Source organism: Rhodovulum sp. FJ3, assembly GCF_032918305.1.
In the GTDB taxonomy this organism is placed as follows: domain Bacteria; phylum Pseudomonadota; class Alphaproteobacteria; order Rhodobacterales; family Rhodobacteraceae; genus SAT37.
The window spans coordinates 19,357-33,395 of record NZ_JAWJUU010000001.1; the positions used below are offsets into that span (position 1 = coordinate 19,357).

Consider the following 14,039-nt stretch of genomic DNA (forward strand, 5'->3'; position numbering starts at 1 on the left):
TGTTTGCCTCTAGCAAAAGGTTGACTGAACGCGGGTGGCAGCTTAGTCAACAATCCACCCGAAACCGGCGCGAAACCGGACTTTAGAATTGTTCTAGGTTAACCGAGGGATTTAGTCAACAAATCCCTGCAAGCCGCACAACCGAAGAGACGCTTATGCCCGAGGTCATTTTTCCAGGCCCCGAAGGTCGGCTTGAAGGCCGCTATCATCCGCAAAAAGATCGTGACGCACCGATCGCCATTGTTCTGCATCCCCACCCGCAATTCGGCGGGACCATGAACAACAAGGTCGTCTATAACCTGCATTATGCGTTTTATAACATGGGCTTTACCGTGTTGCGCTTTAACTTTCGCGGGGTTGGTCGCAGCCAAGGCGAATACGATCAGGGCGTGGGCGAATTGTCGGATGCGGCATCGGCGCTGGATTACCTGCAGTCGATGAACAACAACGCGAAACATTGTTGGGTCGCAGGGTTCAGCTTTGGCGCGTGGATCGGGATGCAACTGTTGATGCGCCGCCCCGAGATCACGGGATTCGTTTCCGTCTCGCCGCCCGCGAACATGTACGACTTTAGCTTCCTCGCCCCCTGCCCCAGCTCGGGCCTGATCATCAACGGCTCGGCCGACCGCGTGGCCCCGCCCGCCGACACCCGTGCCTTGGTCGACAAGCTGCACGAACAAAAGGGCATCACCATCACCCATGAAGAGGTCGATGGCGCAGGGCACTTCTTTGAAGAGCCGCACATGGACACGATGATTGAATCGGTCGATACCTATGTGCGTCGCCGCATGACCGAAAACACGCGGTAAACCCTTATGAGCGTTGTCGAGGATCTGGCCGACGCATTGGCCAAAGACACGATTGCCGCCGCCGAGGCGATGGGCGATGACAATCTCATCGCGGACGTCGCCAACGTGATCGGCGCGCGCTCAACCACCGCCGAAGAGGCGTTCATGACGGCGGTGCGGATCCGCATCGCCGCCGCCAACGGGCGCAAATACCTCGAAGAGCGCATCCGCAAAGCCGCGGCCGAGCTCGAAAACAAAGCCTGACGCATGCAAGACAATCGACTGATCCGCCAACTGGAGTTTCTGACAGAGGTGGATCAGTTGAAATCCATCCTGCGCGCGTCCCGCCTTGCCGATAACTCCCGTCACGAAAATTCCGCCGAGCACAGCTGGCATGTGATCCTCTGTGCGCTGGTACTGGCCGATCAGGCGGGGCCGGATGTGTCCATCGACCGCGTGATCCGTATGTTGATCCTGCATGACATCGTGGAAATCGACGCCGGCGACGCCCCGATCCATGGCAGTCACGACGCCGAGGCACTTGCCGCCGCCGAAGTGGCCGCCGCCCAGCGTCTGTTCAACATCTTGCCAGCCGATCAGGCCACCCAGATGCGCGCCCTCTGGGATGAGTTCGAGGCGGCCGAGAGCGCGGATGCCATCTTTGCGAAATCCATCGACCGCGTGCAGCCCCTTTTGCTGAACCTTGCCAACGGCGGGGGCAGTTGGATCGACTACAACGTGTCCGAGGCCCAGATCGCAACCCGTGTGGGAACCAAAGTCGCCAAAGGCGCGCCACGGTTGTGGGAGCACATGCGCGCCCGTATCGCCGCATTTTTCGCCGGATCCGACGCGCCCTGAATTTTCTGTATACATTTGCATACATTTGCTTGGGCTAAAGCTGCGACTTTGGTACAAGACCTCATCGACTCAGCATTCAGCGCCAGAGACATGAGGTTGTGATGTCCAAGATCAAAGTTGAAAACCCGATCGTCGAGATGGACGGCGATGAGATGACCCGCATCATGTGGCAGTTCATCAAGGATAAGCTTATCCTGCCCTACCTTGATATCGACTTGCTCTATTACGACCTCGGGATCGAGGAACGCGACCGCACCGAGGATCAGATCACCATCGACGCCGCCGAAAAGACCAAAGAGGTCGGCGTGGCGGTGAAATGCGCCACCATCACCCCCGATGAGGCACGGGTTGAGGAATTCGGCCTGAAAAAGATGTGGCGCAGCCCCAACGGCACCATTCGCAACATCCTCGGCGGTGTGGTCTTCCGTCAGCCGATCATCTGTCGCAACGTGCCCCGCCTTGTCCCCGGCTGGACCAAGCCGATCGTGATCGGACGCCATGCGTTCGGCGATCAATACAAGGCCTCGGATATGAAATTCCCCGGCCCCGGCACGCTGACCATGAAATTCGTGGGCGAGGACGGCACCGAGATCGAACAAGAGGTCTATCAGGCCCCGTCGGCAGGCGTTTTCCTGTCGATGTACAACCTTGATCAGTCGATCATCGACTTTGCCCGTGCGTCGCTGAACTATGGCCTGTCGATTGGCTGGCCCGTGTATCTGTCGACCAAGAACACGATCCTGAAACAATACGACGGGCGTTTCCTTGAGCTGTTCCAGAAGGTCTATGAGGAAGAGTTCGAAGAGCGGTTCAAGGCCGCCGGTATCTGGTACGAACACCGCCTGATCGATGACATGGTCGCCTGTGCGATGAAATGGAACGGCGGGTTCGTCTGGGCCTGTAAGAACTATGACGGCGACGTGCAATCGGACACCGTGGCCCAAGGGTTCGGCTCGCTGGGTCTGATGACGTCCCAACTGCTGACCCCCGATGGAAAGATCATGGAGGCCGAGGCCGCCCACGGCACCGTCACCCGCCACTATCGCCAGCATCAGGCGGGTCAGGCGACCTCGACCAACTCGATCGCGTCGATCTTTGCGTGGACCGGCGGGTTGAAGCACCGCGCGAAACTGGACGGGAACGATCCCCTGATGAATTTTGCCAGCACGCTGGAAAAGGTCATCGTGGACACGGTCGAAAGCGGCTCGATGACCAAGGATCTGGCCCTGCTGGTCGGTCCTGATCAGGGGTGGCTGACGACCATGGGCTTCCTCGAAAAGATCGACGAGAACCTGAACAAGGCCTTGGTGGGCTAACCCCACCCCCGCGCGCCCCGACGAAACGGCTCGGGGCGCGCGATTTCGGCTGGACATTGGCGTATAGGGCGGCAAAGTCGGGCCATGCTGTTATCCTCCCCCCCCGAGCGGCACACGCTCCTAGATGACATTCAGGGCCTGTTGGTCGGCACCGGATTGGTCGCGCTGTCCGTGACCCTGTTGCGGGGCGCGGAATTGATCACGGGCCAGATCGCGGGCGCGTCCCTGATCCTTGGCTATGTGGGCGATTGGTCGTTCGGGACGTGGTTTTTCCTGTTGAACCTGCCGTTCTACGCGCTGGCCATTGTGCGGATGGGCTGGCGGTTCACGGTCAAAACATTCTGCGCGGTCGCCCTGTTGTCGCTGTTCACCGAATTGATGCCTGCGGCGATCACGTTTGAACATCTTTCACGGCCTGTCGCGGGCATTCTTGGCGGTCTGACCGCCGGTGCGGGCCTGCTTGCGCTGTTTCGCCACGGGGCAAGCCTTGGCGGGGTCGGGATTGTCGCCCTCTACCTGCAGGATCGGCACAATATTCGGGCAGGTGTCACGCAATTGATCTTTGATGCGGGGGTGTTTCTGGCCGCCGTCCTTTTGTTTGATCCCGAAACGGTGTTTTACTCACTGATCGGCGCGGTGGTTCTGAACATCATCATCGCCACCAACCATCGTCGGGACCGCTATATCGCGCGCTAGGTTCACATGCCCAAACACTATGTCTTTCTTTTCTTTGCGATTTTGACCGAAACCGTCGGCACGACCCTGTTGCCGCTGACGAACCAGTTCACGCGCTGGATCCCCACGGCGGGGGTCGCGGTGGCCTATGGGATTTCGTTCTATCTGCTGTCGAAAACCGTCCAACTGATGCCCGTGGGGATCATGTATGCGATCTGGTCGGGCCTTGGGATCGTGCTGATTGCGGTGATCGGGTTCTTTGCATTCGGGCAACGTCTGGACCTGCCAGCCATCGCCGGAATTGGCCTGATCCTTGCCGGAATCCTTGTGATTCACCTGTTTTCTGCATCTTCGATGCACTAAAGGCTGGCCTTTTCTGCGGTTGCACGCTATCGCCCGCGCAACCCTCCTGAAAAGGCATGACTTATGGAACTGCGCAACATCGCAATCATTGCACACGTTGACCACGGCAAAACGACGCTGGTTGACGAGCTGTTGAAACAATCCGGTGCGTTTCGCGAAAACCAGGCTGTGGCGGAACGCGCCATGGACAGCAACGATCTGGAACGTGAACGCGGCATCACCATTCTGGCCAAAGCGACCAGCGTGGAATGGAACAACCACCGTATCAACATCGTCGACACCCCCGGCCACGCCGATTTCGGTGGCGAGGTTGAGCGTATCCTGAGCATGGTTGACGGCGTTGTCCTGCTGGTTGACGCGGCTGAGGGCCCGATGCCCCAGACCAAATTCGTGACGTCCAAGGCCTTGGCCCTTGGCCTGCGCCCCATCGTGGTCGTGAACAAGGTCGACAAGCCCGACGGCGAACCCGACCGCGCGCTGGATGAGGTGTTCGACCTGTTCGCCAACCTCGGCGCAAACGACGAACAGCTGGACTTCCCGCATCTCTACGCGTCGGGCCGCACCGGTTGGGCCGACGATAGCCTCGAAGGTCCCCGCAAGGACCTGAGCGCGCTGTTCGATCTGGTCGTCAAGCACGTCCCTGCCCCCAAGCAGGTTGAAAAGCGCGACGAACCCTTCACCATGCTGGCGACCACGCTGGGCTCGGACCCGTTCATCGGTCGTCTTCTGACCGGTCGTGTGGAAACCGGCACCCTGAAAACCGGTGACTCGGTCAAGGCCCTGTCGCGCGACGGCAGCCTGATCGAGAACTTCCGCGTGACCAAGATCATGGCCTTCCGCGGTCTGGCACAACAGCCCATCGACGTCGCCGAAGCAGGCGATATCGTCTCGCTGGCCGGTATGGCCAAGGCGACCGTGGCCGACACGATCTGTGCGCCCCAAGTCACCGACGCCATCCCCGCCCAGCCGATCGATCCGCCCACCATCACCGTAACCTTTGGCATCAACGACAGCCCGCTGGCCGGTCGTGACGGCAAAAAGGTCCAATCGCGCGTTATCCGCGAACGCCTGATGAAAGAGGCCGAGCAAAACGTCGCCATCCGCATCACCGACACCCCCGGCGGCGAAGCGTTTGAGGTTGCCGGTCGCGGCGAACTTCAGATGGGCGTTCTGATCGAAAACATGCGCCGCGAAGGGTTCGAACTGTCGATCTCGCGTCCGCAGGTTCTGTTCCGCGACGAAGGCGGCCAGAAGATGGAACCGATCGAAGAAGTCACCATCGACGTGGATGACGAGTACTCGGGTGCCGTGATCGAGAAAATCACCGGCGCACGTAAGGGTGATCTGGTCGAGATGAAACCGGCCGGTGCGGGCAAAACCCGTATCATCGCGCATGTTCCGTCGCGCGGCCTGATCGGCTATCACGGCGAATTCCTGACCGACACGCGCGGCACCGGCGTTCTGAACCGTGTGTTCCACGAATGGGCCCCGTTCAAAGGTCCGATCCCCGGCCGTCGTGCGGGCGTTCTGATCTCGATGGAGGCCGGCGATGCCGTGGCCTATGCGCTATGGAACCTCGAAGAGCGTGGCCGCATGTTCATCGGTCCGCAGGCCAAGGTCTACACCGGCATGATCATCGGTGAGCACAGCCGCGACAACGACCTTGAGGTGAACCCGCTGAAGGGCAAAAAGCTGACCAACGTGCGCGCCTCGGGCTCGGACGACGCGGTCCGCCTGACCCCGCATATCGAGTTCTCGCTGGAAGAGGCGATTGCCTATATCGACGACGACGAACTGGTCGAAGTGACCCCGAACGTCATCCGTCTGCGCAAACGCTACCTTGACCCGCATGAGCGCAAACGCGCCTCACGCGCCGCAAGCTAAACACCAAAACGGGGCCCCCGCGGCCCCGTTTTTCGTTTCTGGGTCGGGGCTTAGCCGAACAACCCCTTGATCTTGCCCAATATCCCGCCGGATTTCGCCCTACCTATTTTGAACGACAGGATCGGGATATCTGCCGGATCACAGACCCATGTGTTCGGGTCACCCTCAAACCCGAACCCGACAGTCGCGGCCAAGGCCGCCTCGGACAGGTCCAGCGGGTGAAACGGCAATGGGTATTCGTCTTCGTCGTCCATCGCGAACTCACCGTTCCAGAACGGGGACTCAAACGGCATTGGCTGCCCGATGGTTTCTATGATGCCGTTATCCGGCGCCAAACTAAGCGACCGAACCAATTCACCGTTTTTCCACTGACTGATGGCACACCAATCGACCACGGAATGGGTGGCATGCACATAGGTTGTTTCAAATGCGGCCCCCGCAAGCATCGCCCGAGGGATATCGGATGGTTTGTCCTTGGCGAACCCTTCATGCGCAAGGATCACCAGATCGCCGTAAACGCCCGCACGGATTTCTCTTTTTCTGGGATCAAGGTCGAACAGCGTTGTTTCGCCGAGGTCCTCGACGCTCTGATCCGGGAACATCTCCGCCAAAAAGGCGCGTGTCGCCGCCACGTCCAACACCGGTGCATTGGCCAGAACCTGTTTCGGATCGCCGTTCGAAAACGCCGCGAACCATGCCTTTGCCCCCATTTCATCCCCCAATCGAAACACAACCTATGCGAATACTATGGGGCGCCGAAAATCGCGGCAAGTGACAAAGCCACAGAAAAGGGCCGCATCCGGTGGGGATGCGGCCCTATTGGCTCTCTGAAATCCGGTTGGATTATTCGGTGATCTCGACGATCACCAATTCGCGTTCGGACGCGCCGCGGGCGTGGTCCAATGCGGCCTGATATTCGTCGCTGTGATAGCAGGTCTCGGCAGCCTCAACCGAGGGAAAGCGCGCGACGACATTACGCGGACGCTCTTTGCCCTCAAGCTGAACGAAACGGCCACCACGGGCGATGAATTCACCGCCGTGTTTGGCAATCGCGGGGCCGGCCAGTTCGGCGTATTTGCCATAGGCGTCGGCGTCCGTGACGGTGACGTGTGCGATCCACAATGCGGGCATGTTACTCTCCTGCGATCAGGGTTTTGACAGCCGCGATGGCCGCCTCTGCGTTCTCGGCACTTGCGCCGCCGCCTTGGGCCATGTCGGGACGGCCACCGCCGCCCTTGCCACCCAGTTCGGCCACCGCCGTTCGCACCATATCAACGGCGGACAGACGGTCGGTCAGATCGCCGGTAACGCCTGCGGCCACCGCCGCCTTGCCACCCGTGTCCGCGATCAACAGAACCGCACCCGATCCCATGCGCGCCTTGTGCTCATCAATCAGGGGCGGCAGGTCCTTGCCCGACACGCCGCTGAGGACCTGCGCGAACAGTTTCAGACCGCCGACCTCAACCGGTTCGGGGCCTGCACCGCCCGCCGCACCACCGGCCATAGCCAGTTCACGGCGCAGTTGGGCGACCTCGTTGGCCAGCGATTTACGCTCATCCATCAGGGCCTTCACGCGATCCTCAACCTCGGCCGCAGGGGCCTTGAGGACGGTCGCAACCGCGGTCAAACGGGCCTCTTGCGTGGCGAGGTGATCCAATGCCGCCTGCCCCGTCAGGGCCTCAATCCGGCGCACGCCCGCGCTGGACGCGCTATCGCTGAGGACCACACAAAGACCGATATCGCCGGTTTGTTTGACGTGGGTGCCGCCGCAAAGTTCAATCGAATAGGTCTTGCCGTTCGAGCCCTTGCCGGTGTCCGCCGCGCCCATCGACACCACGCGGACCTCATCGCCGTATTTCTCGCCGAACAGGGCCTGCGCACCGATGGCGCGGGCGTCGTCGGGGGTCATGATACGGGTTTCGACCGGCGTGTTCTGACGGATGTAGTGATTGATCTCGGCCTCAACCTGCGTCAGCTCCTCCGCGCTGAGCGCTTTGGCGTGGCTAAAGTCGAACCGCAGACGATCCGCCGCGTTGAGCGAACCGCGCTGTGCCACGTGATCGCCAAGCGCATTGCGCAGCGCCTCATGCAGCAGGTGCGTGGCCGAGTGGTTGGCGCGAATGGCGCTGCGGCGGGCGTGATCGACCCGCAGTTCCAACGCATCGCCCACGTTCAGCGCGGATTTTTCTGCCACAACGCGGTGGGCAAACAGACCACCGGGCATTTTCTGGGTGTCGCTGACCGTGCCGGACCCGTCCGATTTCAGGAAGGTGCCGGTATCCCCGACCTGACCGCCCGATTCACCGTAAAACGGCGTTTGGTTCACGATCATCCAGCCCTCCTGGCCAACCTCCAGCGCCTTGACGGATTCCCCGTCAAGGACCAGCGCGACCACCTGACCTTCGGCCACTTCGGTGTCATAGCCCAAGAAATCGGTCGCGCCATGGGCGTCGGCCAGATCGAACCAGATCGCGGCGTCCTTGGTTTCGCCGGTGCCCGACCATGCGGCGCGGGCCTTTGCCTTTTGCTCGGCCATGGCGGCATCGAACCCGTCGGTGTCCACCGTGCGGCCCTTTTCACGCAGCGCGTCCTGCGTCAGGTCGAGAGGGAAGCCATAGGTATCGTAGAGCTTGAACGCCGCGGCACCGGGCAGCGGGGCCTCGTCGTCGAGACCAGACAGTTCGTCGTCCAGCAGGCGCAGACCACGGTCCAGCGTCTGTTTAAAACGGGTCTCTTCCAGCTTCAGTGTCTCTTCGATCATCGCCTGTGCACGGCCCAGTTCCGGATAGGCCGCGCCCATCTGTTGGACCAGCGCGGGCACCAGACGGTGCATCACCGGATCCTTGGCGCCCAAGAGGTGTGCGTGACGCATAGCGCGGCGCATGATGCGGCGCAGAACATAGCCGCGCCCCTCATTCGAGGGCATCACGCCATCGGCAATCAGGAACGAGGTCGAGCGCAAATGGTCGGCAATCACGCGGTGATGCACGTTGCCGGGGCCATCGGGGTCCTGACTGGTGGCATGTGCGCTGGCCTCGATCAGGCTGCGCATCAGGTCGGTGTCATAGTTGTCGTGCTTGCCCTGCAACAGCGCGCCGATCCGCTCCAGCCCCATGCCGGTGTCGATCGACTGCATATCCAACGCGCGCATCGAGCCATCTTCGAACTGTTCGTTCTGCATGAAAACGACGTTCCAGATTTCGATGAACCGGTCGCCGTCTTCCTCGGGCGAGCCCGGAGGGCCACCCCAAATGTGATCGCCGTGGTCATAGAAAATCTCGGTGCACGGACCACAGGGGCCGGTCGGGCCCATCTGCCAGAAGTTGTCCGAGGTGGCGATGCGGATGATGCGATCCTCGGGCACGCCGACCTTTTTCCAGATCTCGAACGCCTCGTCATCGGTGTGATAGACCGTGGTCAGCAACCGCTTGGGATCAATGTCGAAATCCTTGGTGATCAGTTCCCAAGCGAAGGGGATCGCCTCGGGTTTGAAATAGTCGCCAAAGCTAAAGTTGCCGAGCATCTCAAAGAACGTGTGGTGGCGCGCGGTATAGCCGACGTTGTCCAGATCGTTGTGCTTGCCGCCGGCGCGCACGCATTTCTGGGACGTGGTGGCGCGCACATAGTCGCGGGTCTCAACCCCCGTGAAACAGTTCTTAAACTGCACCATGCCCGAGTTCGTAAACATCAAGGTGGGGTCGTTGCGCGGCACAAGCGGGGAGCTATCCACCACTTGGTGACCATTGCGTTCAAAGAAGTTCAAAAAGGTCGAACGGATGTCGTTCAAGCTCGGCATATGTCTGGGCCTTTCCGTGGCGAAACAAACGGATCAACCTCGTTTATCGCCGTGGCGCGCCCCTGTCCACCGCAACAAAAAACCGGGGCCCGATTGGACCCCGGTTTTTCGCAATTCTGTGGGGCGGCTTAGCCCTCAAGCACGTCTTCGCCCGCCTCGCCCTGCATGTCGAAATCCAAACCGTGGGCCGCGCGAATCTTGTCCTCGATATCGTTGGCGATATCGGCGTTTTCCTTCAGGAAGGTCTTGGCGTTCTCACGCCCCTGCCCGATCCGCTCATCCCCGTAGGAATACCACGCGCCGGACTTCTCAACCACGCCGGCCTTGACCCCGAGGTCCAGCAACTCGCCGGTTTTCGAGATGCCTTCGCCGTACATGATGTCGAATTCCACCTGCTTGAACGGCGGGGCGACCTTATTCTTGACCACCTTGACGCGGGTGGCGTTGCCGACAACCTCATCACGGTCCTTGATCGCGCCAATGCGGCGGATATCGAGGCGTACCGAGCTATAGAACTTCAGCGCGTTACCACCGGTCGTCGTTTCGGGGCTGCCGAACATGACACCAATCTTCATCCGGATCTGGTTGATGAAGATAACCATACAATTGCTACGCGCGATCGAGCCGGTCAGCTTGCGCATGGCCTGGCTCATCAAACGGGCCTGCACGCCGACGTTGCTGTCGCCCATGTCGCCCTCAAGTTCCGATTTCGGCGTCAGCGCGGCCACCGAGTCCACGATCACCATGCTGACCGCGCCCGAGCGCACCAGCGTATCGGTAATTTCAAGCGCCTGTTCGCCGGTGTCGGGCTGCGAGATCAGCAGCTCATCCAGATCAACGCCCAGCTTCTTCGCGTATTGCGGATCCAGCGCGTGTTCGGCGTCCACGAACGCACAAATCCCGCCCTTTTTCTGTTCCTCGGCCACACAATGCAGCGTCAGCGTCGTCTTACCCGAGCTTTCGGGGCCGTAGATTTCGATGATCCGGCCCTTGGGCAGACCGCCGATCCCCAGCGCGATATCAAGGCCCAGAGAGCCGGTCGAGGTCGCCTCGATCTCGGCAATCGGGTTGTCCCCGCCCAGTTTCATAATGGACCCTTTACCGAACTGACGTTCGATTTGGGACAAGGCGGAATCGAGCGCCTTTTGCTTATCGGGATTACGTTTTTCTGCCATAGTCAAAAGATCTGCCGTCGCCATGAATTTGTTTCCTTATTCCACAACTGCCCGAAGGCGGCAATGCTGGGGATGTTCACGTCCTGTTCTGAATTGTATGAGACCAAAAAGAGAACATTTCAAGATAAATTTCTTAACCATTGTTCTATCGCCAATGGTTAACGACCGGTTTACACTGCGCGCGAAGGCGTGTTTTTAAGGGATTTTTTACACAATGATGGCGTTTTGGGCGGCAAAGCTGGTGTTTCTTTCGGTGCCAAAGACCGGAACGCACGCCTATATGGACGCGCTCGGGGACCGCGCGGATGTGGTGTTGCGCCACCCACAGAATCTGAAACACACGAACGCCCAACGCATGCGGAACAAACTCCTGCCCACCCTGTTTCAGGATCAGGCGGGCACCTTTGAAACGCTGGCCGTGATTCGAGAGCCAGTGGACTGGCTGGGCAGTTGGTATCGCTATCGCTCGCGTGACGCTCTAAACGGGAAGCCGAACTCGACGGCGGGCCGGTCGTTCAATGACTTTGTCGCGGCGCATCTGTCTGACGACCCGCCCGCGTGGGCCGTGGTTGGTTCTCAGGCGCGCTTTGTCAGTAACGGTCAGGGTGCGGTCATCGTGGACCACCTATTTACCTATGATCGCCAAGACGATCTGCGGGCATTCCTGTCTGCGCGTCTGGGATTTACCGTTCCCACCCCGCCCGCGCGCAATGTCTCTCCGGAGTTGGCCTTGGACCTATCGCCCGAGTTGGCGGCGCGCCTGCGGGACGAACGCGCAGCGGATTTCGCCGTCTACGCGCGGGCCAAGGGCGGTTAATGGATCTGACCACGCACCGTGCTGGTCAGTTCGGACAGGGAAAACGGTTTCGGCAGGAACACCGAATTCGGGATTTTCGCCTGATGGTCGGAAAAACTGTCCTCGGCATAGCCTGACACGAACACAACCTTGGTGTCGGGACGGGTCAGCAGGGCCTCGCGCACCCACGTCGGGCCGTCCTTGCCCGGCATCACGACGTCCGTAACAAAGACATCCACCGACAGGTCAGGGTCCTCCAGCGTGCTCAGCGCCTGTTCGGCATTTTCGGCCTCAATCACCGTGAACCCCCGCATCCTGAGCGCACGCGAGGCAAAGGCGCGCACCGGCGCCTCGTCCTCGACCAAGAGAACAACCCCTTCGGCCGCGCCGTCACTGTCGGGCAGTCTGGGGGGCGCAGGGTCGATCTTGGGTCGGTGCGGTACCACAGGTGGCATCGCAATCGGCGTTGGCGTGGGGGCGGCTTTATCAGGCGCCAAAGCGCGCCGCCCACCGCGATAGGACGGTAGGTACAGGGTGAAACAGGTCCCCTGATCCGGCGCACTGTCACAAAAGATAAATCCCCCCGTTTGCTTCACGATCCCATAGGCGGTGGACAGGCCGAGCCCCGTGCCCTCGCCGGTTTTCTTGGTGGTAAAGAAGGGCTCAAATATCTTTTGCTGCAACTCCTTAGGGATGCCTGTGCCCTGATCGGCGACTTTAACAATGGCATAATCCCCCGCAGGCACCTGCGTGCGGTCACGGCGCAAGGGTTCGGACAGGCTACAGAACCGCGTGTCGACCTTGATCTCGCCCCCATTCGGCATGGCATCGCGGGCATTCACCACAAGGTTCATGATCACCTGTTCCAGTTGCCGTTTGTCCGCGCGGATCAAGGGCAGGCCGGGATCGTGGCGCACGCTGAGCGTGGTTTTCTCGCCCACCAGACGGTTCAACAGATGGCTGAGCTCGCCAAGGGCGTCGCGCAGGTCAAGCACCTCGGGACGAAGGGTTTGCTTGCGCGAGAACGCCAAAAGTTGCCCGACCAAACTGGCCGCGCGATTGGCGTTCTGGGCGATCTGATCAATGTCGCCAAAGTCCGGATCACCCTTGTCATGCCGCATTAACAAAAGATCACAGTGACCTGATATTGCTGTCAAAAGGTTGTTAAAGTCATGCGCAACACCGCCGGCCAGTTGACCGATCGCCTGCATCTTTTGGCTTTGGACGATCTGCGCCTCTAGCGTCTTGAGCTCGGTGGCGTCCGTCAGGATCGCGACGACCTGCAACCCGTCGGGCGTCGCGACGCGGCTGAGGGCGACGCGCAAGAACACCTCTTTGTCGGGACGGCGCACATGCAGGACCTCGGCCGCGCTTGGGACGGTATCCATGGCGACGTCCATGAACCAATCCTGCAACGACCGCCCCAGCCCCTCAAACAAATCGGAGAGATCGCCCGCCGCCTCAACCGGACCCAGCATGTCGCGAGCGAGCTTGTTGATCGACTGAATCTCCCCTTCGGCGTCCAGCGTAATGATCCCGACCGGTAGGCCCTCTAACACGGACTCTGCGCCCGCGCTCTGTTCAGGCATTTGCGCGGGGATCAGATAGAGATCCTGACGCCCCGCCGCGCCCGTGACCACATGGACCTGCGCACTGACGCGACCTTGGGCGGGACTGTCGATTGTCACGCGCGCGCCGGCGCGGGCGACCTCTCCCAGACCGATATCGCGCAGGTGGCTGACGCGTTGACCGAACAGGTTCCGGGCCGCCGTATTCATGAACAAAACCGTGCCCTTACGTCCCACCGTTAACATGGGCAGACCGACCGCGGCGCTATCTGTCGGTGTCTCCGTCGTATCGGCCTCAACCCGCTCTTCAATCCGCCACAGGAATTGGCCCCGCCCGACGGATTGCACCCGCATCACCGCCGTGCGCGGGCCAAGGCGGCATTCATCCATGGCCGACCCGTCCTGTGCCGCACGTGTCTGCAAACGGTAGATAATGCCCTGCGGCTCAGGCGTCAGCGACGACAGCGCCCGCACCAGAGAGAGCGGCCCCTGCGCGAAAAACCGCGTTTGCGCCGCGACGTTGCCCCATGCGATACGGCCCACCTCATCCGTCAGCAGACAGGGCGCATGATCGCCCTCGACAAAGCGACGCAGAAAATATCGGGAAATCTGGCGCGCGGCGACCTTGGACAAGTAGATCAGGGCTAGGACGAGCACCGCCCCCGCGCCTGCGATCAGGGACAGACCAACGTGTCCGCCCAACACCCACGCCACCGCCACAAGGGCCGCGACCACAGCCAACAGAAGACCGGCGCGCAGGCCATCCGCCTCACGCCGGACACCGCTGGTCAAAATCTCGCTCGACGCCATGGGGGCCCTT

General features: G+C 60.7%; 13 protein-coding genes. 8 read left to right on the plus strand and 5 right to left on the minus strand.

The features are described 5' to 3' along the window. The first annotated feature begins 155 nt into the window (after positions 1-155). From R1W00_RS00100 to typA, 7 genes are all read left to right on the plus strand, one after another. The gene (locus tag R1W00_RS00100; RefSeq protein ID WP_317260677.1) at positions 156-809 is read left to right on the plus strand and encodes an alpha/beta hydrolase; all 654 of its coding nucleotides are present in this window, start codon (positions 156-158) and stop codon (positions 807-809) included. Positions 810-815: 6 nt separating this feature from the next. After that, positions 816-1,052: a hypothetical protein gene (locus R1W00_RS00105; RefSeq protein ID WP_317260678.1), complete on the plus strand. Its 237-nt coding sequence runs from the start codon at positions 816-818 to the stop codon at positions 1,050-1,052. 3 nt (positions 1,053-1,055) lie between these two features. Further along, entirely contained in the window at positions 1,056-1,646 is a 591-nt protein-coding gene (locus R1W00_RS00110; RefSeq protein ID WP_317260679.1) for an HD domain-containing protein, read from the plus strand. Between the two features lie 101 nt (positions 1,647-1,747). Next, on the plus strand, positions 1,748-2,962 hold the full coding sequence (locus R1W00_RS00115; RefSeq protein WP_317260680.1) for an NADP-dependent isocitrate dehydrogenase: 1,215 nt from the start codon (positions 1,748-1,750) through the stop codon (positions 2,960-2,962). A gap of 84 nt (positions 2,963-3,046) precedes the next feature. Then, positions 3,047-3,658, plus strand: coding sequence for a YitT family protein (locus R1W00_RS00120; RefSeq protein ID WP_317260681.1), 612 nt, complete (start codon positions 3,047-3,049; stop codon positions 3,656-3,658). Positions 3,659-3,664: 6 nt separating this feature from the next. Continuing rightward, a complete protein-coding gene (locus tag R1W00_RS00125) occupies positions 3,665-4,000 on the plus strand; it encodes a DMT family transporter (RefSeq protein WP_317260682.1) in 336 nt (111 codons plus the stop codon). 63 nt (positions 4,001-4,063) lie between these two features. Beyond that, positions 4,064-5,884, plus strand: a complete 1,821-nt coding sequence (gene typA, locus R1W00_RS00130; protein ID WP_317260683.1) for a translational GTPase TypA — start codon at positions 4,064-4,066, stop codon at positions 5,882-5,884. A 50-nt stretch (positions 5,885-5,934) separates the two neighbouring features. On the opposite strand, the gene R1W00_RS00135 is transcribed toward typA, so the two are convergent. The 4 genes from R1W00_RS00135 to recA all read right to left on the minus strand — a co-directional run bounded on the left by R1W00_RS00135 (position 5,935) and on the right by recA (position 10,879). Continuing rightward, positions 5,935-6,594 carry a DUF6928 family protein gene (locus R1W00_RS00135; RefSeq protein WP_317260684.1) on the minus strand — a complete coding sequence of 220 codons (660 nt, stop codon included), beginning with the start codon at positions 6,592-6,594 and terminating at the stop codon, positions 5,935-5,937. A gap of 133 nt (positions 6,595-6,727) precedes the next feature. Then, positions 6,728-7,015, minus strand: coding sequence for a DUF1330 domain-containing protein (locus R1W00_RS00140; protein WP_317260685.1), 288 nt, complete (start codon positions 7,013-7,015; stop codon positions 6,728-6,730). 1 nt (position 7,016) lies between these two features. After that, on the minus strand, positions 7,017-9,680 hold the full coding sequence (gene alaS, locus R1W00_RS00145) for an alanine--tRNA ligase (protein ID WP_317260686.1): 2,664 nt from the start codon (positions 9,678-9,680) through the stop codon (positions 7,017-7,019). A 128-nt stretch (positions 9,681-9,808) separates the two neighbouring features. After that, positions 9,809-10,879, minus strand: a complete 1,071-nt coding sequence (gene recA, locus R1W00_RS00150; protein WP_317260687.1) for a recombinase RecA — start codon at positions 10,877-10,879, stop codon at positions 9,809-9,811. 190 nt (positions 10,880-11,069) lie between these two features. Between recA and R1W00_RS00155 the strand changes: the two genes are divergently transcribed. Next, positions 11,070-11,672: a gamma-glutamyl kinase gene (locus tag R1W00_RS00155; protein WP_317260688.1), complete on the plus strand. Its 603-nt coding sequence runs from the start codon at positions 11,070-11,072 to the stop codon at positions 11,670-11,672. On the opposite strand, the gene R1W00_RS00160 is transcribed toward R1W00_RS00155, so the two are convergent. Continuing rightward, the gene (locus tag R1W00_RS00160; protein WP_317260689.1) at positions 11,669-14,029 is read right to left on the minus strand and encodes an ATP-binding protein; all 2,361 of its coding nucleotides are present in this window, start codon (positions 14,027-14,029) and stop codon (positions 11,669-11,671) included. The two genes, R1W00_RS00155 and R1W00_RS00160, sit on opposite strands and share 4 nt — an antisense overlap. Between the last annotated feature and the right edge of the window lie 10 nt (positions 14,030-14,039).

Coding starts and splice junctions, on each gene's coding strand:
- R1W00_RS00100 (WP_317260677.1), top strand. CDS start 156: ATGCCCGAGGTCATTTTTCCAGGCCCCGAAGGTCGGCTTGAAGGCCGC.
- R1W00_RS00105 (WP_317260678.1), top strand. CDS start 816: ATGAGCGTTGTCGAGGATCTGGCCGACGCATTGGCCAAAGACACGATT.
- R1W00_RS00110 (WP_317260679.1), top strand. CDS start 1,056: ATGCAAGACAATCGACTGATCCGCCAACTGGAGTTTCTGACAGAGGTG.
- R1W00_RS00115 (WP_317260680.1), top strand. CDS start 1,748: ATGTCCAAGATCAAAGTTGAAAACCCGATCGTCGAGATGGACGGCGAT.
- R1W00_RS00120 (WP_317260681.1), top strand. CDS start 3,047: ATGCTGTTATCCTCCCCCCCCGAGCGGCACACGCTCCTAGATGACATT.
- R1W00_RS00125 (WP_317260682.1), top strand. CDS start 3,665: ATGCCCAAACACTATGTCTTTCTTTTCTTTGCGATTTTGACCGAAACC.
- typA (WP_317260683.1), top strand. CDS start 4,064: ATGGAACTGCGCAACATCGCAATCATTGCACACGTTGACCACGGCAAA.
- R1W00_RS00135 (WP_317260684.1), bottom strand. CDS start 6,594: ATGGGGGCAAAGGCATGGTTCGCGGCGTTTTCGAACGGCGATCCGAAA.
- R1W00_RS00140 (WP_317260685.1), bottom strand. CDS start 7,015: ATGCCCGCATTGTGGATCGCACACGTCACCGTCACGGACGCCGACGCC.
- alaS (WP_317260686.1), bottom strand. CDS start 9,680: ATGCCGAGCTTGAACGACATCCGTTCGACCTTTTTGAACTTCTTTGAA.
- recA (WP_317260687.1), bottom strand. CDS start 10,879: ATGGCGACGGCAGATCTTTTGACTATGGCAGAAAAACGTAATCCCGAT.
- R1W00_RS00155 (WP_317260688.1), top strand. CDS start 11,070: ATGATGGCGTTTTGGGCGGCAAAGCTGGTGTTTCTTTCGGTGCCAAAG.
- R1W00_RS00160 (WP_317260689.1), bottom strand. CDS start 14,029: ATGGCGTCGAGCGAGATTTTGACCAGCGGTGTCCGGCGTGAGGCGGAT.